Origin of the sequence: Serinicoccus shuyuelongi (assembly GCF_045032955.1) — a bacterium.
GTDB lineage: Bacteria > Actinomycetota > Actinomycetes > Actinomycetales > Dermatophilaceae > Ornithinicoccus.
Map to the genome: position 1 here is coordinate 24,848 of NZ_JBJFZU010000019.1, position 23,776 is coordinate 48,623.

General features: G+C 66.1%; 43 protein-coding genes. 2 read left to right on the forward strand and 41 right to left on the reverse strand.

The window, feature by feature from the left end; genetic code table 11:
* Positions 1–6: 6 nt before the first annotated feature.
* The 41 genes from ACI3EY_RS16645 to ACI3EY_RS16845 form a co-directional block, all read right to left on the reverse strand.
* Entirely contained in the window at positions 7–915 is a 909-nt protein-coding gene (locus ACI3EY_RS16645) for a hypothetical protein (protein ID WP_405041173.1), read from the reverse strand.
* Positions 915–2,471 carry a phage portal protein gene (locus tag ACI3EY_RS16650; RefSeq protein ID WP_405041174.1) on the reverse strand — a complete coding sequence of 519 codons (1,557 nt, stop codon included), beginning with the start codon at positions 2,469–2,471 and terminating at the stop codon, positions 915–917. Before ACI3EY_RS16650 ends, ACI3EY_RS16645 begins: the two co-directional genes overlap by 1 nt.
* Positions 2,472–2,493: 22 nt before the next feature.
* The gene (locus ACI3EY_RS16655) at positions 2,494–4,083 is read right to left on the reverse strand and encodes a hypothetical protein (RefSeq protein ID WP_405041175.1); all 1,590 of its coding nucleotides are present in this window, start codon (positions 4,081–4,083) and stop codon (positions 2,494–2,496) included.
* Between the two features lie 118 nt (positions 4,084–4,201).
* The gene (locus ACI3EY_RS16660; protein WP_463671348.1) at positions 4,202–4,678 is read right to left on the reverse strand and encodes a phage terminase small subunit; all 477 of its coding nucleotides are present in this window, start codon (positions 4,676–4,678) and stop codon (positions 4,202–4,204) included.
* Positions 4,679–5,648: 970 nt separating this feature from the next.
* Positions 5,649–5,813: a hypothetical protein gene (locus tag ACI3EY_RS16665; RefSeq protein ID WP_405041177.1), complete on the reverse strand. Its 165-nt coding sequence runs from the start codon at positions 5,811–5,813 to the stop codon at positions 5,649–5,651.
* 170 nt (positions 5,814–5,983) lie between these two features.
* On the reverse strand, positions 5,984–6,172 hold the full coding sequence (locus tag ACI3EY_RS16670; protein ID WP_405041178.1) for a hypothetical protein: 189 nt from the start codon (positions 6,170–6,172) through the stop codon (positions 5,984–5,986).
* A complete protein-coding gene (locus ACI3EY_RS16675; RefSeq protein WP_405041179.1) occupies positions 6,169–6,459 on the reverse strand; it encodes a DUF6221 family protein in 291 nt (96 codons plus the stop codon). Before ACI3EY_RS16675 ends, ACI3EY_RS16670 begins: the two co-directional genes overlap by 4 nt.
* A complete protein-coding gene (locus ACI3EY_RS16680; protein ID WP_405041180.1) occupies positions 6,456–7,184 on the reverse strand; it encodes a hypothetical protein in 729 nt (242 codons plus the stop codon). The genes ACI3EY_RS16675 and ACI3EY_RS16680 overlap by 4 nt, the downstream gene beginning before the upstream one ends.
* Positions 7,181–7,774 (reverse strand): hypothetical protein, encoded by a 594-nt coding sequence (locus tag ACI3EY_RS16685; RefSeq protein WP_405041181.1) that lies wholly within the window; start codon positions 7,772–7,774, stop codon positions 7,181–7,183. Before ACI3EY_RS16685 ends, ACI3EY_RS16680 begins: the two co-directional genes overlap by 4 nt.
* Before the next feature lie 172 nt (positions 7,775–7,946).
* Entirely contained in the window at positions 7,947–8,123 is a 177-nt protein-coding gene (locus ACI3EY_RS16690; protein ID WP_405041182.1) for a hypothetical protein, read from the reverse strand.
* 112 nt (positions 8,124–8,235) lie between these two features.
* Positions 8,236–8,625 carry a hypothetical protein gene (locus ACI3EY_RS16695; protein ID WP_405041183.1) on the reverse strand — a complete coding sequence of 130 codons (390 nt, stop codon included), beginning with the start codon at positions 8,623–8,625 and terminating at the stop codon, positions 8,236–8,238.
* Positions 8,622–8,897, reverse strand: a complete 276-nt coding sequence (locus tag ACI3EY_RS16700; RefSeq protein WP_405041184.1) for a hypothetical protein — start codon at positions 8,895–8,897, stop codon at positions 8,622–8,624. Before ACI3EY_RS16700 ends, ACI3EY_RS16695 begins: the two co-directional genes overlap by 4 nt.
* Entirely contained in the window at positions 8,894–9,370 is a 477-nt protein-coding gene (locus ACI3EY_RS16705) for a hypothetical protein (protein ID WP_405041185.1), read from the reverse strand. Before ACI3EY_RS16705 ends, ACI3EY_RS16700 begins: the two co-directional genes overlap by 4 nt.
* Positions 9,367–9,741 carry a RusA family crossover junction endodeoxyribonuclease gene (locus ACI3EY_RS16710; protein ID WP_405041186.1) on the reverse strand — a complete coding sequence of 125 codons (375 nt, stop codon included), beginning with the start codon at positions 9,739–9,741 and terminating at the stop codon, positions 9,367–9,369. Before ACI3EY_RS16710 ends, ACI3EY_RS16705 begins: the two co-directional genes overlap by 4 nt.
* Positions 9,738–9,938: a hypothetical protein gene (locus ACI3EY_RS16715; RefSeq protein WP_405041187.1), complete on the reverse strand. Its 201-nt coding sequence runs from the start codon at positions 9,936–9,938 to the stop codon at positions 9,738–9,740. Before ACI3EY_RS16715 ends, ACI3EY_RS16710 begins: the two co-directional genes overlap by 4 nt.
* Positions 9,935–10,429, reverse strand: coding sequence for a single-stranded DNA-binding protein (locus ACI3EY_RS16720; RefSeq protein WP_405041188.1), 495 nt, complete (start codon positions 10,427–10,429; stop codon positions 9,935–9,937). The genes ACI3EY_RS16715 and ACI3EY_RS16720 overlap by 4 nt, the downstream gene beginning before the upstream one ends.
* Positions 10,426–10,671 carry a hypothetical protein gene (locus tag ACI3EY_RS16725; protein ID WP_405041189.1) on the reverse strand — a complete coding sequence of 82 codons (246 nt, stop codon included), beginning with the start codon at positions 10,669–10,671 and terminating at the stop codon, positions 10,426–10,428. The genes ACI3EY_RS16720 and ACI3EY_RS16725 overlap by 4 nt, the downstream gene beginning before the upstream one ends.
* Positions 10,668–10,859: a hypothetical protein gene (locus ACI3EY_RS16730; protein WP_405041190.1), complete on the reverse strand. Its 192-nt coding sequence runs from the start codon at positions 10,857–10,859 to the stop codon at positions 10,668–10,670. Before ACI3EY_RS16730 ends, ACI3EY_RS16725 begins: the two co-directional genes overlap by 4 nt.
* Positions 10,860–10,968: 109 nt before the next feature.
* Positions 10,969–11,274 (reverse strand): hypothetical protein, encoded by a 306-nt coding sequence (locus tag ACI3EY_RS16735; protein WP_405041191.1) that lies wholly within the window; start codon positions 11,272–11,274, stop codon positions 10,969–10,971.
* The gene (locus tag ACI3EY_RS16740) at positions 11,271–11,582 is read right to left on the reverse strand and encodes a hypothetical protein (RefSeq protein WP_405041192.1); all 312 of its coding nucleotides are present in this window, start codon (positions 11,580–11,582) and stop codon (positions 11,271–11,273) included. The genes ACI3EY_RS16735 and ACI3EY_RS16740 overlap by 4 nt, the downstream gene beginning before the upstream one ends.
* Positions 11,579–11,938 (reverse strand): hypothetical protein, encoded by a 360-nt coding sequence (locus ACI3EY_RS16745; protein WP_405041193.1) that lies wholly within the window; start codon positions 11,936–11,938, stop codon positions 11,579–11,581. Before ACI3EY_RS16745 ends, ACI3EY_RS16740 begins: the two co-directional genes overlap by 4 nt.
* Positions 11,935–12,702: a DNA-methyltransferase gene (locus ACI3EY_RS16750; RefSeq protein ID WP_405041194.1), complete on the reverse strand. Its 768-nt coding sequence runs from the start codon at positions 12,700–12,702 to the stop codon at positions 11,935–11,937. The genes ACI3EY_RS16745 and ACI3EY_RS16750 overlap by 4 nt, the downstream gene beginning before the upstream one ends.
* Before the next feature lie 193 nt (positions 12,703–12,895).
* Positions 12,896–13,579: a winged helix-turn-helix domain-containing protein gene (locus ACI3EY_RS16755; RefSeq protein ID WP_405041195.1), complete on the reverse strand. Its 684-nt coding sequence runs from the start codon at positions 13,577–13,579 to the stop codon at positions 12,896–12,898.
* Between the two features lie 189 nt (positions 13,580–13,768).
* Positions 13,769–14,509, reverse strand: coding sequence for a hypothetical protein (locus ACI3EY_RS16760; RefSeq protein ID WP_405041196.1), 741 nt, complete (start codon positions 14,507–14,509; stop codon positions 13,769–13,771).
* Between the two features lie 11 nt (positions 14,510–14,520).
* On the reverse strand, positions 14,521–14,724 hold the full coding sequence (locus ACI3EY_RS16765; RefSeq protein WP_405041197.1) for a hypothetical protein: 204 nt from the start codon (positions 14,722–14,724) through the stop codon (positions 14,521–14,523).
* Entirely contained in the window at positions 14,721–15,170 is a 450-nt protein-coding gene (locus ACI3EY_RS16770; protein ID WP_405041198.1) for a WhiB family transcriptional regulator, read from the reverse strand. Before ACI3EY_RS16770 ends, ACI3EY_RS16765 begins: the two co-directional genes overlap by 4 nt.
* Positions 15,167–15,892, reverse strand: a complete 726-nt coding sequence (locus tag ACI3EY_RS16775; RefSeq protein WP_405041199.1) for a DNA cytosine methyltransferase — start codon at positions 15,890–15,892, stop codon at positions 15,167–15,169. Before ACI3EY_RS16775 ends, ACI3EY_RS16770 begins: the two co-directional genes overlap by 4 nt.
* 178 nt (positions 15,893–16,070) lie before the next feature.
* Positions 16,071–16,361 (reverse strand): hypothetical protein, encoded by a 291-nt coding sequence (locus ACI3EY_RS16780; RefSeq protein ID WP_405041200.1) that lies wholly within the window; start codon positions 16,359–16,361, stop codon positions 16,071–16,073.
* Positions 16,361–17,206: a recombinase RecT gene (locus ACI3EY_RS16785; RefSeq protein ID WP_405041201.1), complete on the reverse strand. Its 846-nt coding sequence runs from the start codon at positions 17,204–17,206 to the stop codon at positions 16,361–16,363. The genes ACI3EY_RS16780 and ACI3EY_RS16785 overlap by 1 nt, the downstream gene beginning before the upstream one ends.
* Positions 17,203–18,120, reverse strand: coding sequence for a lambda-exonuclease family protein (locus ACI3EY_RS16790; RefSeq protein ID WP_405041202.1), 918 nt, complete (start codon positions 18,118–18,120; stop codon positions 17,203–17,205). The genes ACI3EY_RS16785 and ACI3EY_RS16790 overlap by 4 nt, the downstream gene beginning before the upstream one ends.
* Positions 18,117–18,290 carry a hypothetical protein gene (locus tag ACI3EY_RS16795; protein WP_405041203.1) on the reverse strand — a complete coding sequence of 58 codons (174 nt, stop codon included), beginning with the start codon at positions 18,288–18,290 and terminating at the stop codon, positions 18,117–18,119. Before ACI3EY_RS16795 ends, ACI3EY_RS16790 begins: the two co-directional genes overlap by 4 nt.
* Positions 18,287–18,703 carry a hypothetical protein gene (locus tag ACI3EY_RS16800; RefSeq protein WP_405041204.1) on the reverse strand — a complete coding sequence of 139 codons (417 nt, stop codon included), beginning with the start codon at positions 18,701–18,703 and terminating at the stop codon, positions 18,287–18,289. The genes ACI3EY_RS16795 and ACI3EY_RS16800 overlap by 4 nt, the downstream gene beginning before the upstream one ends.
* A gap of 51 nt (positions 18,704–18,754) precedes the next feature.
* The gene (locus tag ACI3EY_RS16805; RefSeq protein ID WP_405041205.1) at positions 18,755–19,747 is read right to left on the reverse strand and encodes a DNA methyltransferase; all 993 of its coding nucleotides are present in this window, start codon (positions 19,745–19,747) and stop codon (positions 18,755–18,757) included.
* A complete protein-coding gene (locus tag ACI3EY_RS16810) occupies positions 19,744–20,025 on the reverse strand; it encodes an ead/Ea22-like family protein (protein ID WP_405041206.1) in 282 nt (93 codons plus the stop codon). Before ACI3EY_RS16810 ends, ACI3EY_RS16805 begins: the two co-directional genes overlap by 4 nt.
* Positions 20,022–20,291: a hypothetical protein gene (locus ACI3EY_RS16815; RefSeq protein ID WP_405041207.1), complete on the reverse strand. Its 270-nt coding sequence runs from the start codon at positions 20,289–20,291 to the stop codon at positions 20,022–20,024. Before ACI3EY_RS16815 ends, ACI3EY_RS16810 begins: the two co-directional genes overlap by 4 nt.
* Positions 20,288–20,539, reverse strand: coding sequence for a hypothetical protein (locus ACI3EY_RS16820; protein ID WP_405041208.1), 252 nt, complete (start codon positions 20,537–20,539; stop codon positions 20,288–20,290). Before ACI3EY_RS16820 ends, ACI3EY_RS16815 begins: the two co-directional genes overlap by 4 nt.
* The gene (locus ACI3EY_RS16825) at positions 20,536–20,682 is read right to left on the reverse strand and encodes a hypothetical protein (RefSeq protein WP_405041209.1); all 147 of its coding nucleotides are present in this window, start codon (positions 20,680–20,682) and stop codon (positions 20,536–20,538) included. The genes ACI3EY_RS16820 and ACI3EY_RS16825 overlap by 4 nt, the downstream gene beginning before the upstream one ends.
* On the reverse strand, positions 20,679–21,026 hold the full coding sequence (locus tag ACI3EY_RS16830) for a hypothetical protein (RefSeq protein WP_405041210.1): 348 nt from the start codon (positions 21,024–21,026) through the stop codon (positions 20,679–20,681). The genes ACI3EY_RS16825 and ACI3EY_RS16830 overlap by 4 nt, the downstream gene beginning before the upstream one ends.
* Positions 21,027–21,305: 279 nt before the next feature.
* Complete coding sequence (locus tag ACI3EY_RS16835; RefSeq protein WP_405041211.1) at positions 21,306–22,001, reverse strand: hypothetical protein; 696 nt, start codon at positions 21,999–22,001, stop codon at positions 21,306–21,308.
* The gene (locus tag ACI3EY_RS16840) at positions 21,998–22,240 is read right to left on the reverse strand and encodes a helix-turn-helix domain-containing protein (RefSeq protein ID WP_405041212.1); all 243 of its coding nucleotides are present in this window, start codon (positions 22,238–22,240) and stop codon (positions 21,998–22,000) included. Before ACI3EY_RS16840 ends, ACI3EY_RS16835 begins: the two co-directional genes overlap by 4 nt.
* Positions 22,237–22,500 carry a hypothetical protein gene (locus ACI3EY_RS16845; RefSeq protein WP_405041213.1) on the reverse strand — a complete coding sequence of 88 codons (264 nt, stop codon included), beginning with the start codon at positions 22,498–22,500 and terminating at the stop codon, positions 22,237–22,239. Before ACI3EY_RS16845 ends, ACI3EY_RS16840 begins: the two co-directional genes overlap by 4 nt.
* Before the next feature lie 301 nt (positions 22,501–22,801).
* On the opposite strand from ACI3EY_RS16845, the gene ACI3EY_RS16850 reads away from it, so the two are divergent.
* Together ACI3EY_RS16850 and ACI3EY_RS16855 are read left to right on the forward strand one after the other, a co-directional pair.
* Positions 22,802–23,191, forward strand: a complete 390-nt coding sequence (locus tag ACI3EY_RS16850; protein WP_405041214.1) for a helix-turn-helix transcriptional regulator — start codon at positions 22,802–22,804, stop codon at positions 23,189–23,191.
* 106 nt (positions 23,192–23,297) lie between these two features.
* Positions 23,298–23,645: a hypothetical protein gene (locus tag ACI3EY_RS16855; protein WP_405041215.1), complete on the forward strand. Its 348-nt coding sequence runs from the start codon at positions 23,298–23,300 to the stop codon at positions 23,643–23,645.
* The last annotated feature ends 131 nt before the right edge of the window (positions 23,646–23,776 follow it).

The window sequence follows — 23,776 nt, forward strand, 5'->3', positions numbered from 1 at the left end:
GTGGGATCAGAGGGCGTTGTCGCGGGCGCGTCGCGCCAGGTCGCGGTAGGCGCGCTCACGCTCGGCAGTGTCAGGACGGCGTCGCGGGTCCAGCCCCGCAGCATCCCGGGCTTCACGGATCAAGCCAGGCGTCTTCGAGCGGTGACGAACATCCACCAAGCGAGGGCCAAGCTCCCCGTGGTCCTCGACGCGGACCCGGACTTCCTTCAACCGTGCAGCCTCAGTGGACCCGGCAGCCTCGTACAACTCACCAAGGTCAGCGTCGTTGATCGTGACACCCGGGTCGTGCAGTCGAGTCACCGGAAGCGCAATGCACTTGCACCGGTCGTGGATCGGCATCAGCTCGTCAGTCGAATAGACCCGATTCGACGCAGCCACACAAAGACCGCACGTACCACCCTTCGACAGGTAAGGGCGAATCATCCGCCGATACCCCGTCACCTCGCCGCGCAACACCAACGTCTCGTGAGTCTGCTCACGCCGCGCCAGCTCCACGTCCATGCGAGCCATCGCGTCAAGCCGGTCAATGGCCTGCGACAAGGCCGCGTCGTCGGGGTAACCGACCGAACGCCAGTACCGGTACGTCTCACCAAGGCGCGAATACACCTGCGCGTGATCAGTGACACCCCGGCGAAGTGGACCGGTGATCCTGAGCACCCCAGCAGGCTTCACGGGGCCACCCAGCATCTCCGACAGCACCCGCGACAAGTAAGCGTCAGTGAGCGCAGCAGACGACCGCTGCGCAGCCATCACGCGCTGCCCGATACGGACGGCGATCGCAGTCACCGCGGCCTCGTCGTACCAACCCGTGAACCGCTGCAACTCCGCACGGACAACCCGCGCGGCCTGGTCCTCGATCCTGGCCTGAGCGGTCGCCTGCGCGTCGAGCAGCCGGGAAACAACCCGGGCATCCATCAGGACTCCGCGTCAGTCTTCTGCAGCGCAACCGGGCGACCAGTGAAGCGCAACCCAGTCGAGTAACCAGCCTGCTGGGCAGCCTGCACCGGATCCACTCCGGCACGAATCAACGTGCCCAGTGCGTCAGCGCGAGCCTTGATCGCGGCGACATCCTCAGCGGACACCTGATCGTCAGCAGCCTGCTCAGCCCCCGACATCGCCAACGACGCCACCAACATCTCGTCGTCCAACCGCTCCGACTCCATCCGCACAATCTGACGCGGAGTGAACTGCAGCACCTCGCCCATGATCGTCCGCCACGGCGTGCCCGCAGCCTTGTACTTCGTCGCCGCGTCCGCCTTCTCCGACAGCCCGTAACGCTCCGCCGGCCGCCACACGATCTCAATGTCCTCGACCGGGGTGCGATCGGCGTCGTTACCCAAGCGGAACAGCGCAGACAAGGCGAGGGCGTGGACGAAACCAACCCGTGCTTGCCTGTCCTCAATCTTGAAAGTGCGCCCTTCACGAGCGAATGCAGCACCCGCAGCGGACTGATTCTGCCCATCAGGGGAGAACATCGCCAGAGGAGTGAACGTCACCGCGGACAGCTGCTGGATGAACTTCTCCATGCCCGTCCACACCGGGGTCAGATCGACGTTCCCCGACTCCCACAGCTCAGCAGTCGAAGGAAGCTTCCACACTGCGCCAGGATCCGCCGACAGGACATCGTTCAGGTCGACCTCGTCGCCGTCCTCGTCCTCCAGGTCCTCGTCGTCGATCTTGATCGCACGCTGCTTGAACGCCTGGTAAGTCGCGATCGACATGCCCTGCAGCACCATGTGGTCCATCCGGTCGAGCAGGTCACGGTGACGCTTGAACTCGCCCACGCCCTCCTCGTTGCGGTACCGGAAAACAGGCATCAGTTCCGCGTCAGGAAGCGCCGTGCCCTCCACGCCGCCGTAGGTCTCATCCCACGACCAAGACGGCCCGAACCGGATCGCGCCAGTCGTACGACGCCCCGGGTAAACAGCACGCCACACCCGGCCCTTGCGGTACAGGTACGCGTAAGACGCCTCATCCTCAGGGTGGTAGAAGAACTTGCCCGCCGCGATGATCTTCGCCTGCACCACCGGGTCGTGGATCGTCACGACCTGACGCGGATCCTCAGCCGTATACGTCGGCTGACCCTCATGCATCGAAGTGAAGGCATACCCATCGCCCGCGACAAGCATCGTGCGCACCACGTCGTCGGCCTCAGACAACATGCCAGAGCGCACCAGCATCCGCCACGCAGCTGTATCGCCAGTCTCGTTGTCATCGGCGGCGGTCGTCACGGCCTGCAGCTTCAACGGGTACTTGACCGCCTTAACGACCATCTCCGCGAACGCAGTACGGCTCGCCTTGAAGAAAGCACGAGCAGACTCCGGGGCACTATTCAGCGACGACGGGACCGGTGCGTTGCCCTCATACCTGTCGAACAGATCAGTGAGCAACGGCTGACGCTCATGCAACTTGTCCGACAGGCGCTTGAGATACCAGCCGGGGGAGTCCTTGGTCTTGACGTCGATGGTCACAGGTAGGCCCTCCCCTCGGTGGTTAACGGACACGGCGGACAGTGGACTTCTTGCGCGCCTGACCCAAGCCGGCAGCCAGAGCATCGAGACGGGCCTGCCACGCCAGCACCGCAGCCACGGCAGCGTCGATCTTGCGTGTGGACGCAGGGGAAGACTTGGCGAGCGCTAGACGCCCATGAGACAAGCGACGACGGCTATTCAGAACGTGGCGGGTCAATGCAGCGGCACCATCGTGGGTGCAGTCCTGGTTATGCACGGCACCCTCAAGCGCCTCAACAGCCAGCTCCACCTTCACGGCCCTACCGCCAGTCATCCACCACTCAAACGGGTGATCCCGGGTGGCCTTCATCTTGTCGGGCACCTGGCCGCCCCAACGGGCCTCCCACGCGTTCACGTGAGACCGCCAGTCACGGCCAGGGTCCGCATAGAACCCGACGACCTTGTACCGCTTGAAGCACGCCTCGATCTCGGCCTCAATCTCCGGGATCGGAGGAGTCCAGTCAGGCCACTCCTCCTTGCGGTCCGACGCCTCCCAAACCTGCACCTGGAAGATGTGACCATCGGAGACGCGGCACCCGATCAGCGCCGTCGCATCCGGCTTGCCCTTAGCGCGACCACGGGAACCATCGAAGCCGAGAGTGATGACGTCGCGGGCCGACAATGGCGGCACCGGCTTGTCCTGCTTCTCGCTGTAACAAGCACCCCAGTCCGGGGCCGACAGCCAAGAGTCCGAAGCGTGAGTGATCTGACCCAGGAAGTTCGCACGCGAATCCTGCTCGTCAGCGTCCGGGTCCCATATGCGGCCGATGTGCTCCTCGTGGTCAGCCCACCCAGGCTCACACGGCGGGTCGTGGATGACGCACCCGCGGGGATCCGCCGAGCTGTCACCATAGGCGTGCCGCAGGCCCTCCAGTAGCGACTCGCGCTCCGTCAGGTCAGTCTCGGGTGGTGCTTCCCTGTGGTCGTACAGCAGCCGCTTGTCGACCCGTGCGCGGCCTTCCTTGATCGCCGCCCAAGCCTGCGCCGACTCCTCGGCCACCGAAGACTCACCAGGGGTGAACGCGTTAGGCGTCTCGATGTACGAACCGCCGACCTTCGCCGCATTGTCCGCCAGGATCCGGCGCAGCTTGAACCCGCCATTAGTGCGGGTCCACTCCTCCGTCTGATCCCAAGCCGAGAACACAGTCCGGGCACCCTTTGCGGTGGCGCCAGACGCCGTGATCGGCAGGATCTTGCCGCGGGGCAGATTCACCATCGTGTCCAACGGCTCAATGCCGTAGTAGTTGTCGAACACGGGCGGCGCCAAGTCGGCGTCCAACATCTCCTTGACCGCAGACCACGTGTTCGTCATGACCTGGTCCTCAGATACCGCGGCAATCTGCACCAACGGCGTCCGAACCTCAGCCCACGGCATCCCAACCGGGCGACCGTCTGCATCCCAACCATCCGGGACGACATCACCCAGCGCCTCGAGGATGCAGACCGCAGCGACGAACGGCGACTTGCCCCAACCACGCGGCCTCGAAAGGACAGCACGACGGACAACACGCCGGCCCGTCACCGGATCCAGTTCATAGAAGCGCAGCAGGAACTCAGCCTGCTCCCGAGTCAAGACCAGAGGCTCATAGTCCACCCGGTCCGGCGTCGCAAGGTTGTCCTCCAGCCACTCGATCGCAGCATGACCAAGCGTGGGCCGCTCACCGGGGAACCCTGGCCTCCAGGGCACCGGGCTACTCCGCGAGCTTCAAGCCAGCGTGGCGGCTACGGGCCGATGGGCGGGTCCGCTTCTCGTCAGCCTCATCAGCCTGAGCGAACTGGATCCGCAGACGCGCACGGTCTTCGGGGGTCGCGCCAACCTTCGCGACACGCAGCCGCAACTCCGGGGCAACCTTGTGATCACCATTCCAAAACCGAGCGTGCAGCAGGGCAGTGTCGAGCAGGTAGTCCCAGTCCGTGGACGTGAACTCAGCCGCAAGCGGAGACTCACCCCACATCGCCCACCACTCGCGAGTCCGAGCCGGCCACACAAACGACCGAGACGACAGCTCACCATCAACCTCGACCTGGACATCGAAGTCCGGCAGGTCAGGCTGCTCAGTCGGCTGGGCGTGAATGACACGCAGCGCCATCGGGTCCTTGTTGGCCCGAGCGCGACGGCTCGAATCCTTCGGTGCGGGGCCGCGACCAGCCATGATGTGACCTCCCATGTCGGGTGTGTCGATGGTCCAGACCACCGTGGCGGCGGAGCGGACTGCATACTTATGCAGGATCAGAAAAGTGGGAGACCCGTAGCCAGCCCGAGCAGCAGGACCCAACTGTCCTTTGAGTCACCGGGGGTGGGGGGTGGTGGCCACCCTTGGGTGCATAATCATCCGAAGTGATGTATGACTATGCGATCAGTCCGGGGTTTCGACGGTTTGGGTGCTCGCGTTTCGCTTGCTGTGCTCCTCGAACGGTCGCTGCTTGCTCGTAGGTGATGACTGCGTGACATTCGGTGCATAGCCATTGGAGGGCGCTGAGTCTGTGGTCGTCCCTGCGGCCTGCGTGATGGCACTCGCAGCCGGTCGTGGTGCAGCGTGTGCCCGTGGCTGGGTCTGTGGCCTCGCACTGGCCGCCTGCGCGGGTGCGGACGGCGTCGCGGCGTGCTTCCCAGTCGGCTGGCAGCTCGTTGCGTCTGGTCCAGCCTTGCCAGCCTGTCATGCGCTGTGTCCATGCGGTGCGGGTGCCGACCGTGTGGTGACTGGGTGCGCGCGTGGGTGGCTGGGTGTGGTGCGTGCTGGGCGGCGGGGTGCATGGTGGGCGCGCACGGGTGGTGACGCACGGTGTGTGACGCTTGGTGCGACCTTGTGCTGATGCTGGGCCGGCGTGCTGGCCGCTAGGGCGTGGCCCTGTCCGCGTGGGCGCACGGGTGCTGCACTACTGCCTACGGGGGCAGCAGGGCGGGTGAGGCACCGTCGTGATGCACCCATGCCGTCGCCTCCCGCGTGTCCCCTGCTCCAGCGCCGTTACCCAAGGTGGTGGCTGCGACTCATGGTCGTGTGCCCCTGGTGGTTGGTGTGTGGCTGGGCGAGGGGGTTGGTGTGGTCCTGGGGTGCTCGGCCCGGGCGGTGTGCGCACCACGGTGGGTGGCCTTGGGTGGTCTCGGGCGGCACCTGGCAGGACGTGTGGGGGGTTGGGTCAGCCCTGCTGCTCAACCACGGATGACCACCGGCCGGGGGCGAAGGCGGCGCGGGGACCGGAGGAGACGTACAGGTGCAGGATGCCGTGCTCGTCGATGGTGTACTTGTCGGCATCGACGGTGACTGTCTCGTCGGCGACGGTAACAACCTGGTAGTTGGACATGGTTACTCCTGGGGGTGATAGTGATTGTGATGGTGACAGCCCCGAACGGGACGTGTGGGGGTACGACGAAGCCCCCGTGCCAGTGATGGTCGGGGGCTGTCGTGGGGGAGTGGTTGTGGGTGAATACATCACACTCGCATAGCGACCTTATCACATCCACCGCGTCATTGCTACTTCTCCTGTAGGAGTTGGGTGTGTTCGGTTTCGTAGGTGCGTGAGACGTCGTCGAGTAGGTACTGGGTGTGCCGGTTGCGGCCCCTGGTTGACCAGCCGTCGCGCTTGGCCCAACGGTGCACGGTGCGCCTGGACACACGCAGCCACGAGGCGGCCAGGTCAGCGGTGATGTAGGTGGTGTTCATGCCCAGGCTGGGTTGAAGTCGGGGTGGTCTGAGTAGACGCACGCCATTGCTTCGACGATCGCCGCCAGGCTGTCGGTGTCGTGCTCCTCGTAGTACAGCAAGGCGACCATCTTGGCCGCAATCTCGCGGCGCACCCGCTCCTCTAGCGCTTCATGTTGGGCTTGGACGCGGGCCCACTCGGCGTCGGTGGCTACGTTGTCGGACCCGATGGGTACGTAGTCCACCCAAAGAGACTTGTCGCTCGCGTCTTCGTCGAGCCGTGCCCGTAGGAACTCGGTGATGTTCATGCTGTCTCCTGACTGGTGTGTCCTGCCATGCGTGTCATCTCTCGGTGCATCTCGTCAGCACTAGGGTTGCCCATTCGCCGGCCTAGCGCAGCCCATTGGCTGGGTGACCAGGTGTGGTCTCCGTTGTGGTCGCAGACGACTCGGTCGGGGAGCATGTTGTCTTCTTCGCGGATGAGCGCCCACAGCCCACCGGTGCAGGCCTCGGTGACGCCCATCTCGTCGGTGATGGTTTCTTCGGGGCAGGGGCCGATTTGGAAGCGGCGTGATTTGTACCCGAGGTCGATGTCGCGGAGTCGTCTGCCGTGGCGGGCGAGTTCGTGTGCGGCGTACTCACCAGCGTCGTGGGCGGAGAGCCATTCAGCGTGGAGGGCGAGCCACTGTGCGATCTGCTTACCTGTCGGACCGTGCTTCTCGGTGCACCCGCGACTGCAGGACGGTGTGTGTCCGGTGCGTGGCCCAACGGTGACGCCGCGTTCTTCCATGACGAGCTGGCCCCATGAGCGGAGGGTGCGCCATGCTTCGTCGACTGCTGAGGCTGGGTCGAGTGGCATGGGTAGGCGTGACCCGGGCTTGGGCTTCTTGGACCCGGTGCTTGCTGCTGCGGGTGGTGGGTTCTGGGCGCCGTGCCAGTGGTTGGCGATTTGGTCGAGGGCGGTTTCGAGTTGGTGGCGGATGCGGGTGCGTGTGGTGGCGACGAGGTGGGCGCGCTCGATCGGGTCAGTCACGGGGTCTCCTGCGTCAGTTCGTGGATGGTGACGGGCGCGAGGTCCCATGCGTCTAGGCCGACGTGGTACATGGGCGTCCCTAGGCGGCTGGTGCGTGCCCTGACGGTGTCGTGGACGTGGCCGTGGATGAGTGGGGTGCCTTCGTCTCTGAGCCGCCACTGGGTGTCGCGGTCTACTGCGTCGGGCCGGGTTGCACCTTCGCCGTCGTAGGGGAAGTGGGACATGAGGTGGACCTGTCCGGCGTGCTTGATCGTGGCGGTGGTGACTACGGCGTCAGCGAGCAGGTGCAACCACTTGAACAGTTGCCGGTGGCCGTTGTTGTGCATGGGGTGGGGCCGGTCGTGGTTGCCGAGGACGACGGTGATGTGTGCGTCGTGGCCGGCTGCGTCGCGGATGGCCCTGAGGTGGCTGTCCTTGTCAGGGCCCATTGCGAGGTCGCCGAGGAGGAACACGTTGTCGTTGAGTCCGATGCGGCGGGTGAGTCCGTTGAGGACTGCCCGGTCGTGGTCGCGGGTGCTGTCGAATCCGCGGATCTGGGCGACCTTCTCGTGGCCGAGGTGGAGGTCGCTGGTCAGCCAGGTCTCGCTCATGTGCCCTCCTTGGTGCGTGTCCGGTTTAGTGAGTCGAGGAGCGCTTGCAGTAGGTCGGGTGCGTCGGTCTGTGCTGCTGGCTGGGTGACGGGCAGGGGTCGTGTGTGGCCGATGAGTGGTCCCGGGTCGCCCCAGAAATCTTCCGGCGTGCAGGGCTCGATCGTTGGGCCGCTCATCGGAGTACGCCGCTCTGGTCTCCGTGGCGTCCTGCTTCCCACCCGGCCTTGAACGCCCGGTGCTCGAGGCGCATGGTCTCGTCGTCGTAGCTCGCGCCGTAGTCCTTGCGGAAGTCGCTCCAGGCGCAGGCGATCTCTAGGCGTTCGTCTTCGGTTAGGCGCTGCTCGGTCATCACTGCTCCTGGGTGGTTTCGTTGTTGGCTGGTGGTCGGTGGTCGCCGTCGCGGGGGATGAGGGGGAGGTGGTGGTCGGGGGAGTGGCAGTTGGTGCAGTGGTCGTGGGCGCTCACGAGTCCTCCGCGTGCTTGCCTGGGATGAGGGTCGTCATCCGGGACTTCTCGTCCTGCGCCTTCGCTATTCGGGTGGGAGAAATCGCAGCTGCTGCACCCTGGAGGATGAAGACGGCCCCGGCGATGAGGTAAGCGGGCCACACCACAACAAGGATCTCCACACCTCCAGTGCTGTGCTCTGAGCACGCGTACTCGTTGCAGCTCTCACATGTGGTGGCCTTGCCGCCCCGCTTGCATCCGTGGGTCGGCACTCCGTCCATGCATCGGCGGCAGGTGGGTCGGAGCCTTAGCCCTGCTCGCGCCACCTCCCATGCCGTGAACCAGCCGATGGCGAAGTAGGCGACCAGGATGAGCACCGCAGAGATAGCCACTTCGGTGCCGCTCATGACCCGCCCGCCTCGGTGTCGGTGTCGTAAGGGTTGGCGCGGTTGGGTGAAGCGATCCTGCCTAGTTCGCTAGAAGTGCGCTCGTCGTTGACGCCCGCCCTATACCCCTCGTCCCACGCTTCGGCTTTGGCGCGGGCGACCTCACGGGCGACCACCGGGGCCAGGGAGTCGAGTACGTCGTCCAGGCGCTCGCCGTGCGTCCGGGTGTGGTCGACGTTGTACGGGTCCAAGCTCTGCACCAGAACCTCGCGTGCTTCGTGGTCCCAGCTCATGCGCCCTGCCCCCGGTCAAGAGCAGCACGGAGGTTGGTGATGGTGCGGGTCCATTCGGCCCTGGGTGCGTTGTTGCGGTAGAGCGCGTTCTCCAGGTCGGTGCGCTTGACGATGACCTCGTCGTCCTGGGCCACAGGCAGGGGCGGGGTCGGCTTGTGGCGGAGGGGGCCGTGGCGCTGAATGGTGTCCCATGCGCTGCCGACGGGGTCCAGGAGGTGCCAGCCATTCTCACGCCGCTCCCAGATGTCACCATCCGTGTCGGTCACCTGAGAGCCCACAGGAGGCTCGCTGGCGCCTACACCTTCCACGGACCCGCCGGACTGCTCCACGTCGTCCACGGGGGCGCCCAGGGTGCCAGGCGGGGTGGTTACAGGCAGACGGGCGTCGAGGAGGTCGATCATCGCGTCGAGTCGATCCGTGAACACCTCCACGCTCGTGAAGTCGTAGGTGACGGTGACTTGGTGCTGGCTCATGCGGTCTTCTCCTCGGGTAGTGCTTCGATGGTGATGACGAGTTGGCGGACGTCACGTTTCTCGCCGGCCCGCATGTCAGGGCCGATGACCCTCGTGGCGTCGTCGTCGTCTAACACGCCTGCGTCGACTAGGCCGTCGACGATGGCCTTCGCTGTGGGGGCGAGGTTGCCGGGGTCGTAGCGCCCGCCGCGGGTTTTGTGGATGGTGACGGTGATGTGCGCCCGGTCGAGTGCCGGTATGCCTGCGCGTCGTGCTTCGAGACGTGCGCGGTCCCGCCAGTACCGGGTCCGTTTCGCCTTCGCCGCCCAGTGGGTGCGGTGATTCGCGTTGAGGTAGTCCATACCCGCAGCAAGCGTCATCGTGTAGGTCATGGCGTGCCCCCCATAGCCTCGCGGATGGCGAGTGCCACACCGCGGTAGCCGACGCCGGGTGCCTCAAACGCAGCAGCCAGCGCCTCAACCCGCGCCAGTGCGGCCTCCGCTGCCTGACGTCGGTCTCGCTCCATGTTCCAGTCGGCCTCCAACGCCTCGATCCTGCGCCGGTACTCCTTGACGTCGGCGGCGCTCATGCGGCGAAGGGCGGGCTGTCGTCGGCCGGGTTGCTGCTCGCCGGCCCACTCCCGCCGCCTGCCCAGGGGTCGCCCTGCTGGGTTTGGCCGCCCCACCCGGCCTGGGCGGGCTGGGCGGGACGCTGGTCGTTGCGCTGGGCCTTGGTGACCTGGGCGGTGGCGTACCGGAGTGAGGGGCCGATCTCGTCGACCTGCATCTCCATGACGGTGCGGTTCTCGCCGTCCTTTTCCCAGGATCGGGAGACGAGGGTGCCGGTTGCGACGACGCGGTCACCACGGTGCAGCGACTCAGCGGTGTGCTCGGCAGCCTCACGCCACACCGAGCAGCGCATGAACAGCGTCTCGCCGTCCTTGAACTCCTGCGCCTGCTTGTCGAACTTCTTCGGCGTGGACGCGACGGTGAAGTTGGCGACGGCCGCACCGGACGGGGTGAAGCGCAGCTCGGGGTCCTGCGTCAGGTTGCCGACAATGGTGATGGGGGTGTTGTTCATGCGTTCTCCTGGCGGTCGCGGCGGGGCATGGTTGCGGTGAGGTGGTCGAACAGGGCGCGTCGTTCGACTTGTGACGGCGTGCCGCTGGCTCGCCACCAGAGCGGGGTGGCGCGGGTGCCTTGGTCAACCCAGATCGCCAACTGGCCGAACTGGTCTTCGGCGACGAAGTAGGGGTGGTTCATGGCGCGACGTTCGATGAGGCGGTCCACGAGCGCGGTGAGGGTGGCGCGCAGGAAGTTCACTGGGTCTCCTTGGGTGTGCGGTCGTGGTGTCGTCGTGCTTGTGCTCGGTTGCGGGTGTCTTCGTCGAGGAGGCGGCAGATTTCGCGGATGGCTGCCCCGATGCGTTCGTTTGCGGGCATGTCTTGTGCTTCTGTGGGTGCGGTGTGGAGGCGTTCGAGGCGGAGGGCGTCGTAGGCGGTGGTGGTCATGCGAGTTCCCTCCAGACGATCAGTGCGAGGACGTAGAGGACGGTTATGGCGGCCCCGAGTGCGGCGGCCGCGAGGATGACGTGCGCCAGCCAGTCCATGAGGCGGTCGATCACGATTCCCCCTCGTGTGGGTTGGGTGTGGGGTCCCAGTCGGCGTCGATCTCGTCGGCCGTAGACCGGTCGCGGTGGCCGGCTTCGTAGCCGTCCTGCCAGACGGTCGCTAGGGGCTCGGCACGGTCCAGTGCTTCCCCTAGCTGCCGGACAGCGTTGGCGCGTCCACGCTCGTGCACCTCGGCTTCGTCCAGCGCGTCGGGGAGTGCCGTGAGCAGCAGTTCGAGCCGGTCGAACATGATGTCGGGCTGCTTCGCGGTTAGGTAGGCGTTGTGCAGTTCGCGGGCCTTGGCGATGTGGCTCATGGGTTCTCCTCGGTGTGGGCTTCGTGCTGCGGCCTGTCGATCCAGAACTCAAAGAACTTCTCGCCGGAATCCCATGTCATAACAGTCACGTCGACCATTCGGCCGAGGACGGCGCGGTTCTCTGTGCCTGTAGAGGTGAGTAGGCCCGCGAGTGCGTCCGTGGCCTTGTCCACCAGGGACTGCCTAACCTCGTCGGCAGTGAAACCTGCGACGACGTCATAGCCGCTCGTGTTGACTAGGACGCGGCCCCCGTCCGGCTCGTAGTAGCCCATCGTCATGTGGACCTTTTCTAGGGTGATGCTGCTCACGCGCTTGCCTTTCCTCTGATGGCGGCTATCTGTTCGGGTGTTGGTCGTTCTTCGTCTGGCAGGGCGCAGTCGGGGCAGAACGCGGCGCGGTGGTCGGGGTGGACGCCGCACATGGTTGGTGGTGTCCGCCGCCCGGTTGCGGTGGTGGCCCAGTGCGGCCCGGGTGCTGGGATCAGGCCGGGCGTCTTGGCCTCGGGGTCGGCTGCTGCCCTGACTGCCGCGACACACACGTCGAAGGCCGGTGCGTCGGCGGCTGCTTTGCGGATGGCGGCCTCGATACCGGCTGGTTGCCAGTCGCGGCGCATGTGGGCCACGAGCTGGACCAGGGCCTTGCCTGTGGATTGGGTGAGCTTCATGACGCCTCACCGAAGTCCAAGACACCCTGTGCGAGGCGTGAGATAGCGAGGTCGCAGAACTTCTCCTCGAGTTCGATGCCCATGCCGGTGATGCCCGCGAGCTGGGCGGCGACGAGCGTTGACCCGGACCCGGCGTAGGGGTCGAGGACACTGGCCGCCCCTGTCGCTTCGATGCAGCGGAGGGGGAGCGAGATGGGGAACGGGGCCGGGTGGTCCTTGACACCGACCTCCATACCGAGATCCCAGATGTCGCCCATGCCCGACGCGGAGTGGCTCGCGAGGCGCATGTCTGGCTTGGCGAAGAACAGGACGTACTCGCCGCGCGTGCAGAAGGTGCGGAGGTTGACGTCGATGCCGGTCTTGCGATTCCAGATGATGCGCTGCCGGAGCGGGATGCCACCGAAGTCGTTGCTCAACGGGTCCCGCAGGACGCCGTGCTCGACGCGGGGACGGTGGTTGTAGAACACGGCCAGCCGGGACACGCGCCAGCACTCAGCGAGCACCTTCCGCTGCCACGCGTCGTACTCGTCCTGCGGCATAGCGTCGTCGTGCTCGCCGTACCCGTCGCGGAACCTGCCGCCCTTGTTACTGGCGCCAGGCCGGTACATGCCGCGCCCGTTGCCGCCCGGGACGAGTCCCATGTTGTAGGGCGGCGACGTGACCACGATGTCGACCGACTCGTCGCGCATGGCCTCGAGGACGTCAAGGTCGCGCCCGTGGTGCAAGGTGGTCGAACCCTGCGCGTAGTACGGGACCGGGTTCATCGGAGCCACCCCGGCACGTTCTGCTCGACACCAAGCTCGGAGGCGAGGCGTGCCATGTGCTGGCCGACGAGTTCACTGGACGGGTCGCGTCGGTCCCACCGGTAGCCGCACGAGCACCACGGGGGCACCCCGCCCGACATTGGGACGTTGGGAAGGTGGCCTGCGACGCCGAGCGGTGTTCCTGGCTGGTTACTCATGCCATCACCCCTGCGCGTAGCGGCATCATGTCGTTGCGGAGGCTCCCCAAGTCCAAGCTTCCGATCGCTCGCCTTACGCAGGTGAGGATGAATGATGACGAAAGCGACGTTGGGATTGATGGAGGATCAAATACTGTCTTGGGTGACACTGCTGTCACCCCGTGGCGGACAGTGCTGTCAGGTCGTCCGGTCACTGCTGTCACCCCGTGACCCCTCAACGGGATGACATTGCTGTCAGGTCGTGCAGTGGCTTCGAACGACGCCATCCACTCCCTCGGCATGTTCTGGCGAGGCTTGACTTCCTCCGCCCAAATGTCTTCACCCTCCTCCGCGTTCCAGTCGTCCGGGGGCACGATGCCCGCGAGAAAACGCTTGGACGCCAGCTCCCGGTTGATGGGCAGGTTGTACACCACTGGTCGACGGTCGTGGCGGTAGTAGTCGGGGATGACTTCGGGGTCGCCCGGGACGATGACACCGGCCTTGCGCAACGCGGACAGGTGTCGGCGGACGGACCTGTCAGTGGTCCCCAACGTGCGTGCCATACGACCGGCGGACAGGTAGACGTTGCGGCCCTCCTTGTCGGCACGGTCGGCCATCACTACGAGGACCAAACGCGCCTCAGCGGACAGGGGGCCGGTCTTCTCGGCGTCAATGGCCCACGCCACTGCCTGCACGCTCATGGCGCACCGCCAGGGGTGGCACGGGGGAAGCTGTGTTGGGATAGACTTCGCATGTCGAACAACTCCTTACGATCCTGTTCGGCCACGCCCCCGGTCCTGTTAGCCGCAGGATGCGGGGGTCTATTCGTGGCTCTCGGCTCCTCAAATTCTACCATTCTTGCCCCCATTTTCTGCGGGTTTTGGGGCTGCTCACGCCGCCGTCCTTTCTGCCCTAATCCGCCGCAACAGGTCGCCCCGGTTGTGGCGGATGAGTGCCCGCTCGAGGGTGTTCCGTTTCGTTTCGAGGCGGTCGGCTAGCCCGTCCCATGTCCAGGGGCCGGCGGTGTTGAGGACCCATTCGATGTCTTCGATGCGGAGGTGGGCGGGGCGTCCGTTTGTGCGGGGTTCGACGGCCCCGGTGTCGGGGGTTTCGGTGGGGTCGTCGATTTGGTCCCACGCGAGGGCCGGTTGGTAGTTGAGTCGGCGTGCCCGGTTGCGTGCTTGGGTGATGGCGCGGCGGTCTTTGTAGTCGACTCCGACGGGTTTCTTGTCCCACAGCTGGTCGAACGTGGCCGCGATCGTGGCTGCGTTGGCCCCGTTGATGCGGTGGGTGCGGCCGTGGATCGCCCGGTCGAGCGTGGTCCGGTTGATGCTTGCGTGTTCGGCGATCTTGTCGAGTCGCCAACCAGCCCACACGAGAGCTTCGACACGCCTCTTGGTGCCGACACTGGGCACGTACGCGGCGGTGTGGGAGTGTGCCGCGACGGTCCCCCACGACAGGGCGAGGAGTGCCTGGGCGGTGCCTGCCTTGACTGTTCGGTGCTTCAGGGCCATGACGCTGTTGACGGTCCTGGGGTGGACTGCTGCGGCGGCGGCGATGACGTTGCGGGAGTAGCCGGCGTCGATGAACGGGGCGATGTGCGCACGGACCCTCTTGGTGGGCACGGACACGGGGCGGGACCTCATGACGCACCTCGGCGCTGTGCCTTGACGGCCTTCCACATGGCGGCGGTGGCTTCGGGGTCGGTCGGCTCGTCGGGCTCGCAGTTCCCGCACCACGCCTTGACCAGCGGGGATCGGTATCCGTCGTACTCGGTGAACCCGATCGCCCGCAGGTAGAACGCGTCGCTCTCGGACGTGTAGCAGTAGTCGCAGCTCTCGCTCATGATGCGTCCACGAGCAGCGGGGGGTGGCGGTCCTCAACCCAGTCCGCGGCTGCCTGCCCGGTGAGGTTGAGTTTGCGGATGCGGCGCCGGTCCTTCTCCGTTGCGCCACCGAGGATGCCGTGGTCGTGCTCCTCGGGTGTTGCGAGGGCTTCGTCGAGGCAGGCGCGTTGGACGGGGCAGCGGCGGCACGCTGACAGCGCCTCCTCGATCTCGGCTTTGGTGGAGTACGTGTCGGGGAAGAACAGGTCGTCGAGCATGGGCCGGCACGCGACGGGCCCGTCCCGCCAGTCGCCTGCCGGGGGCAGGTCCCTGGTGTCCGCGTACGGGCATGCCTTGGACCGTTGGTGGTTGCCGACTCGCCCGTTCGCTTCGGCTTCGGTGGGTGCGAGTGACCCTTCCCATCCACAGGCACAGGTTGGTCGGATGAGCTCGGTCGAGTCGTTCATGCTGCGTTCTCCTTGACGTGGGCGGCCAGCTGGTGGCCGATGAACTCGGTGTAGGCCGGGGGGATGCACTCGGTGAGCGCCTTGACGGTGGTGGGGAAGTCGACCCCGAGGAGGCGGCGCTTGACGTCGTGGTCGCGGGGCACGTACCCGCCCTTGCGGACGTACCTGCAGTCGTGGCGGTGCTCGGCTGCGGTGGCGCCGGCCTTGCGTGCGCGGCCGCCGTTGTAGACGCCCGCGACCCAGCCGGGGACGGTGTTGTGTGCCGGGTGCGGGGGTGCGGCGAGTCCCCAGTTGGTCTCGAACAGGCGGTGGCGGGGGAGCCACAGCGGCCACCCGTCTTCGTCTTGGGTGGTGAGGCCGAACATGGACCCGCACAACGTGACGGGGTCGATGAGGTGGCGCTTGGCGTGCTCCACGTTTTCGATCACAAATGGTCGGCCGGTGGCGACGAGTGCCATGCGCGTCTGCGGGATGAGGTTCACGTGGTTCGTGACCCTGCCCGCGTTGCCCCTCGTCATCGCCTGGCAAGGGGGCGAAGCGTGGATCGCGTCGTACTCGTGGCCGTGGTCGATGAGGTACTGGAGGGCGTCGGCGTGGATGAACTCGTACGGGTAGTAGCGGCCGTGGGTGGGGTCGATGTCGACGCCGGTCATTTCCCAGCCGGCACGGTGGTACCCGGTTGAGCCGATGCCCTGGCAGCTGAACAGATCCAAGAGCTTCATGACCGTCCACCTCTTCCGATGCCGGCGTGGTGGTCGAGCACGGAGGTGTCGCCGTGTTGTGCGGGGCGGGTGTCGTCCCAGGGCGTGGTGAGTAGCGCCCACACCCCGTAGGCGAATGCGGTGAGTCCGAGGATGAGACCGGCTTGGAGGGTGAGGGTTGCGGCGGCGAGGAAGTAGGTCATGACGCGTCCCGGTGTGCGTTGCGGGTGGTGCGGCAGTCGCAGGTGCCGCGTTCGTGGTCGAGGTCGCCGAAGCCTGCTTGGTGGCGGCCGCTGGGGCAGGTGGTGGCGCGCTCGGCACAGGTGTCGCAGCAGCCGGGTGGTCGGCAGCGGGACTCGGGTGTGCGGCACCCGGGGCACCAGAGGTCGATGACGCCCTGGTCGTGGTCCTCGTAGTCGCCCGGGTCGACCGTGAGTTCGCGGCCCGTGTGCGGGTCGATGTAGTCGAGGGTGACGTAGCGGCGGCCCATCAGTCGGCCTGCTCGTCCCAGGGGGCGGGCTCGTCGATGACCTCACCGTCGACCACTTCGCCCGTGTCCGGGTTGTGCGCCGGCTCGGGCTCGGCGGTGGGCAGGGAGGTGGACCCGATCGGCTCAGAGGCGACGTCGCGGGCGGCGCGCATCTGCTCGCGGATGTACTCGGCAGACGTCGGCACCCACTTCTGGAGCTGGCGCACGGAAGACTTCAGCCACATGGCTTCCTCGTGCTTCTGCCACGGGGAGTAGTCGGAGTTCGCGCCCTGCGACGACGCCTTGATCGTCTCGATCTGGGCGCGGTTGAGGACGATGACCCGGGAGGTCGCGCCGTCCTTCATGCGGGCGTAGGCGTAGACGAGGCGCAGGCGGCCCCGGTCGTCGCTGTCCCAGTCGATGACGTGGTGGGGGACGGCGTCCTGACCGGGCTGGTAGCGGAACGTGTCCCGCTCGCGGACGACCTCAGCCACGACGGACGACACGGCCCCGGCGCGGTACATCAGTTCGATGTGGCCCTGGTATCCGACGATCCCCAGGATCTCGAGCTGGCCCTTGACCTTGCGGGGCGTGAGGTAGAACTGTTCCGTACCTGGCTCGAGCCCCAGCCGGGCGGCCTCGAGGAGGGATGCGAGGAATACGCCGGGGTTGTTCTGTGCGGCGATCTCCAGCTCGAACTGCTGTCCCTGCTTGCGGCCCTTCTTGAGGGCACCCTGTGCGACGCGCACCCACGTCTCGGGCTTGATGTGCGAGGGGAGGACGGCGGCGAAGTCGGAGCGGTACTGCTGGACCATCGCACCGGGGGTGTTCTGCTGGCGGGCGACGGCGTTCTGGATGGCGGTCATGCTGTCTTCTCCTTGGCTGGCTTCGGGGTCACCGGGTAGAGCGCGACGGAGCCGCGTCCGGTGGGTTGGCGTCGTGCGTAGGTGTCGTCGTCGACCTGGGCGAACTTGGCGTCGCCCATGAGGTCGAGGAGGACGGCGGAGGTGCGGCGCTCCTCGGTCTTGGCCGCTTCGAGGGCGGCCTTCGCGGCCTGCCACTCGTCGCGGACCTCGGGGTCGGTGGTGACCGTCTCGCCGTCGATGTCCAGGTGGAGCTCCTTGACGGCGCTGTACGTGGCGGTGTGCGCGTCGAGGTTCGGGCGGATGTCCTGCTCCACCTCGTCCAGGAACGTGCGGCCCTCGTAGAGCAGGTATGCCTGCTCGGCCCTACTGGTCCTCACCACGTACTCCGCGAACCGGCCGGACGCGCCGAACAGGACGGGTACGTACGCCTGGGCGAGGCCGGTGACGTCGAGGTACCAGAGCACCTGCGCCCGGTAGTACGGCGGGATCTCGTCGGTGCCCTCGTCGCCCCACTCGTCGTCGCGGACGGAGAACTTGGCCTCCACCACGGACGCGTCACGCTTCGTCTTGCCGGCCGCCCATGCGTCGAGGTTGGCGACCTGCCAGTCCCGATCTTTGTGGGTCCAGGTGCCCTTCGCAGACTGCATGTTCAGCTCGGGGTGCTGGTCGGCCCACCACGCGAGGGTCGCGGCCTCCACGTACTGTCCGACGGTCATCGCGGGGTTCGCTTCCTTCTCCCCGAGTTCGCCGCGCTTGCGGTGCCACAGGGAGAACCGGGACTCCCACTTCGACAGGCCGATGACTGCCGCGATCTCCGAGCCACCGAGGCGGCCGGCGCGCATCGCGTGCCACTCCTTGCTGCGGTCGGGCGAGCTGCCGAGCATGACGGCGGTCCCGAGAGTCGTGGCGCTCATGCCCGCCCCCTGGTTGCGTCGCGCTCAACGATGAGGTCGCGGAGGACGTCGAACACGGCTTCGTGTTGCCAGCGGCGGAGGATGAGTTTGCGGTATTCGCCGGGGCCTTCGAAGATGGCGATGCCGTCGTTGTCTTCGTCGACGTGCCAGGTTGGTGGGAGGCCGGTCATGACTGCACCTCGACCCCGGCAGCACGGAACATGTCCCGCACCAGTTCGCCGCACGCCTCATCCGGCTGGCGATCAAGCAGGATGTCCACAGCGGCAGCCACATCGGTGCCGGTGATCGACGGTCGGAGGGTGACCAGGTCGCGGTCGATTGTCTCGCCCACCTCATAGGCCAGCCCATAGACCTTGGCGCCGTCGTTGCAGTAGAGGTTTCCGTCCTTGTGCCAGTACGCCCCGTGGTTGCCGGACTCAAACCGAACCAGCACCCACCCCTCGGGCAGCGCGGGCTTGTCGGCCTCGGCTGCCCGGATGTAGCGGTCCAGGATGGGGTCAAGGTCCGGGGTGTTGACGGCCTCTCCGTTGCGCAGGGCACGGAGCACGTCCAGGTCTTCGTGGCGGACAATCTTGTCGTTCATGGGGTCCTCGTTTCGTAGCGGCCTGTTGCGGCTGCGAGTGCTTGGGGGTCGTCAGTGGTGTAGGCGACGTCGCGGATGTGGTCGGCGAGGTCGAGTGCGTCGCCAGTCGTGTACTCGGCGACCGTCCGACCCGCCGCGTCGATTAGCTCGACCCGCGACAACTCCGGGTGGGCGATCGCAGTGAGAGTCACGACGCGCTCCCGAAGTCGAGCTCGCCTTGGTCTCAGGCTTCTCGCACGGATGCTTGCCTGGGTAGGGAGAGACCGTGGGGAACGACCAGACGTCGGTCGACTGTGCGCGGCCCGCGATGGTGAAGGGGCGGCGAGTCCTTTCCAGTTCGACCCGGCGCCGCCGGTCTGCGCTCTCGTACTCGGAGACGAGTGTGGAGTGCGAATCCCAGGGGAGGTCGCAGATTCCCGATAGGGCGTCGAATGCGTGGCGCGCGATCCGCTCATTCCCAATCTCCCACGCACTGACTCGAGCCTTCGCTCCAGCGAGATTCTTGTGCTCATCAGCAAACGAAGACGCCACATCTTCGCGAGACAGTGCGGCGGACTGCCGTGCGGCCATGAGGCGGGAGCCAATTCCTGCCCAAGCCTCCTTGGCCTCGTCGAGCGCCTTTGACCGGGCGGACTCACTGAACTGCTCGGCGAAGATGATCCCCTCCCAGGGGGTCAGGAATGAGCGCATCGCGGCTAGTTCGGCTTTCTGGTGCCAGCCCGCTTCCTTAACCCAGCGGATGCTGTTGAGCACGCGGAACCGGTCAGCGACCAGCCTTTCGACTGATGGCGTCATGGCCGGGGAGGCGAACACCCACACGGACGCGTTCGCAGCGAGCAGGGGTTTCGCCGCGTCCAGGAACGACCCGAGCCAGGACAGGAACTCCCCTGCTTTGTCCCACTGGTTGTCCCACTCGTCCTGCTTGACCTTGAAGTAGGGCGGGTCCGTAAGGAGGGCTGCGGCCTCAATGTCTAGGTTGGGCAGGATCTCGATGCAGTCGCCGTGGTAAAGGGTGACCCTTTCGTCGTGGTAGTAGACGCTCACTGGTTGCCGCCCAAGATGAGGTCAGCGATCGTGATGGCGTGTTCGGTGGGGCCGTTCTGTTGCATGTACTCGTCGTCGAGCCAGTCGGCGAGGGCCAGACCGACGCCCGGGTGCATGGTCGCGATGTAGACCGCGTCGGAGTCGTCGGCGTAGTAGGTGACGTCGCCAATGGGTGACCCGACCAACGCCCCAACCACGCGCCACGGCCCGCACGTCGCCTTCTCGGCACCCTTTCGGAGCACCTTCGCGGCGTCCCTGAGCCTCCGCGCGCTGCTCATGGCTGCCCCCACTGGATGCTCAACGCGGGCCGGGAACCCTCACGCGGCCAGTACGACGACGACGCGCGCCCTTCTGCCGGTCCGAGGCGGTGGGCCACGGACTCGAGGACAGCGAGGCGGTTTGACTTGCGGCCCCACACCAGCTCACCCTCACGGCTGATCAACCAACCAGGCGGCAACCAATCCGCGTTATCGTCAACCCAATCCAAGGCCGTACGGAACCGGTTCGCCTGCTGACGGGTATCGAGCTGGGTGGCGGTGCTCATGACGCACCGCCCTCGACCGCGAGAGCCGACTTGGCGGCTGCGACCCTTCGGGTACATCCCACGCAGTCATCCGGCGAGGGGTAGGTGCCGAACCCCGCCAGGTCTTCCGGGAGGACTAGGACGACGCCCTTCCCGCATACAGTGCGGTTGTCGGCGAGGTAGTAGTGGGCCTTCCGGGTGTTGGTTGGCCAGTACCAGCCCTTGCCCGCTTGGATCGCCAGCGCGGTGGACTTCCTCATGGTGCTCACCGGGCCACCTCGTCCTGCGACGGCGGACGCTCCGGGACATACGACGCCGCGAACCACGGGTACAGGAACGTCACCGCAATGAGGGCCAGGGCGAACACTGCCGACGCTGGCGACTCAGATGCGCCGCTGAGGATGGCGCTCATGCGGGCACCTCGATCTCGGGGACGCCGAGCACGGAGCGGAGGGGGGTGAGGCGCTTGAGGTCAGCGCGCTCCACCTTCTTGGCCCTGCTCTTACTGTCGCTGAACCCCGGAGAGTTGTCCGGCCAGAGCCAGCCATCCTCATACCAGTGCGGCTGGTAGATCGGCCCGGAGTAGCCCGGCCTGCACTGCCCGCCGATGTGCTCGAGAACCCAGCCGGTGGGCATGGGCTCATCGGACTCGGCGAGCATCCGGTCTAGCGCGACCGCCTCGTCGGAACCGTCCTCGTGCAGCGAACGCTCTTGACGTAGCAGCGCTGGAAACGTAGGGCTGAAATCATGTGACATGTCATACTCTCCTTGTTGGGTTGAGCGGCTGTCGTGCTTTCCGGGCTCTGGCAGCCGCTCGGCTATTCGGTGGGGGTGGGGCGGGTGCGCCGGTACGGTTCACGCGCCGACGCAACCCGGACTAGGGGCGCGGGCCGATACCCGTCTTCTTCGACAGCACGCGACACGGGCCGCAATCAGCGAGACAACGGCGCGGCACGTCACAGTGGGAACAGATGACAAACGGGCCAGGAGAGTCAGCCGGGACACCGCACTGACACGTACGGGTAGCTGTGGGGGTCATGACGCGACCTCGCTCTCGGCCAGCTCGGCAGACAAGAGGACGTCAATGGCGGGCCGTACTTCCTCGTAGCGGAACCACTCGCCCGCGACGCGTGACCCCCGGAACTCCAGGTGCAGCGAACCCTCGACGATGCGCCCACCCGGGATCGTGCCGAGAAGGTGACCGCCCTCAGGCGACGCACCCTTGGGCCAGGTGCAGCCCTTCCCCTGAGCGAAGATCTTGGCTCGAACCTTGGGCTGCAGAGAGGTGCCGATCTTGACAAGACCAGACTCGGGGAGCAGGTAGAAGTAGACACGGTCTTCGCGGCCCGTGTGCTGCGACTTCTCCAGCGCCTCGACTGCACGGAAGAGCGCGTCAGCGTCGCGCGATAGCTGCTCCACGCCTCGCTCCCAGTTGGCAAGGACGTACCGGCCGGCGTAGGACAGGAACCACTCCACTGCCCTCTTCGTGTGGAACCCGCAAAGTGGGGCACCCTGGTCGGACGGATTCGCGCACCGCTCCCGGTTGCTGTTCATCGCCAGACAGAAGTCATCCTCGCGGGTGGCGGACCACGGCTCGGAGTCGTCCAGCGCCTTGGCCCAGCCGGGGGTCCAGCGCGGGGCCGAGTCGACGTGATTCCAGAAGGGGATGCGCTGTGCGGTGCGGAGGCTCACCAGGGAGTAGTCGTTCTCGCGCTCGCTGTAGACGTTCATGCGGCACCGCGCTTCGTGCCGCGGGTGACGCGGCCCCAGTCGTCGCCCATCTCGCTGCTGCCACCGAGGGCGTTGCGTTCCATCTGCTCGATGCACGCGGGGGTGATGTACCGGTAGCGGCCGATGGGGACGGTGGGGATGGCGCCGGTGCGGATGTGGTCCTGCACCCAGCGAACTGGTCGCTCGAGACTGGCGGCGAACTGGTCGGGGGTGAGCCAACCGTTGGGGATGTCGCTCATGCCGCGACCTTCCGTCGGTTGTGCTTGACGATGTGTTCGGTCTCACTGGACGTCTGGACCAAAAAGAGATCGTCGACGCCGACGCCGAGCGTGTCTGCGATGAGGCAGGCGGGCTCGACCTTGAGTGTGCTCTCGGTCCCCTTGGCCAGCTTCGCCATGTAGGTGTGTGACTTCCAGCCGGCCTCCGAGGCGAGTGTCCGGGCGGAGATGCCTTGGATCAGCATCAGCTTCGCGAGCCGCTTGTGGTCGATGAGCTTCATCCAGACTTCCTTACGCGGGTGTCTTGGTTGGGTTGCTCTCACAGTAGTCCTCACTCTCGCTGATGTCCAGTACCTCTGGACATGAATGTAAGCGAAGGTCCCCACGTGTGTCAACCGTGGTGGACGTCAAGTTCTGCGTGATGGTGCTGACCTGCAAGGATCGGGGGATGAGCAGACATGCGGATGGGTCCCCACGTTTGGGCCACTTGGGGTGTGGGCCGGGTCCCCAGGCGTGTTGCGGTCGTGTCCAGTGGCGGGAGACAGTCCAGGGACACAACGAGACGACGAAGGGAGGTGCAGCATGACGACACGTCTAGGGCAGCTGATCCAGGACTTCCTGGACAACCAGGACTGGGACATCAGCCGGGCGCAGGTAGCGAAGAAGCTCGACGTCTCCAGGCAGACCGTGACCAACTGGGAGTCGGGCGTCAGGGAGTTGCCGCGACCGGAGAACCTGAGGGCCTTGGCGTCGCTCGCTCGGGTCCCATACCTGACCGTGCTTAACGCTGCACTGACCGACGCCGGCTACCTACAGACAGAGGAGTTGATGGGCAATGCGCAGTATCCCGCCCCCATAACCACCCTCAAGGGTGAACCCAAGAAAACGAAGCGTGCAGGCAAAGTGCACTTGCCGCCACGCAAAGGTCACGATCGCACCAAGGATGCCGCAGATGTCACACCTGAGCCCTAACCTCAAGGTGATCCAAAGGCGGGGGAACTCTCCGCCGGAGATCCCTCAAAGGAGAGGAAAGTCTGTGCGAGTCAGGTTCGAGTCAACGTCCAAACTGCCCTGTGATGTGGCAGCGGTGATCGTCGAGGGCGAGTGCGAATCTGTGGGCCTACTGTCCGCGTCTGCAACGGTGGCTGAGGTTGCCGCGGCGCTCGACCCACTCGTGCGGGACTGGGTCGACTCGTCGTGGATGCACATCGGCCAGGACATCGAGGTCCGTTACGAGGCGACGTCGGAGCTGCCACCGGGGACGCACGTCCAGTTGGTGCAGAAGGCTGACGAGACGACTGTGCTCATGGCGCAGGACTCGACCGTGTGTGAGGTTGCGGAAGCGCTCCAGGTCGTGGTCCCGGCGTGGATCAACAAGTCATGGTTGTTCATCGGCTCGACGATCGATCTGCGGTCGGTCGGTTAGTCCAGGGCGTGCCCTGGGGGCACACTTTTCATGGTCTGGCCGTACTGGGGGCACATTGGCTCGTGTCGGGTCGGGCCTCTGACCAGCACGAATGTCTCTGACCTGCACGCGCTTCTCGGGTTCGAGTCCCG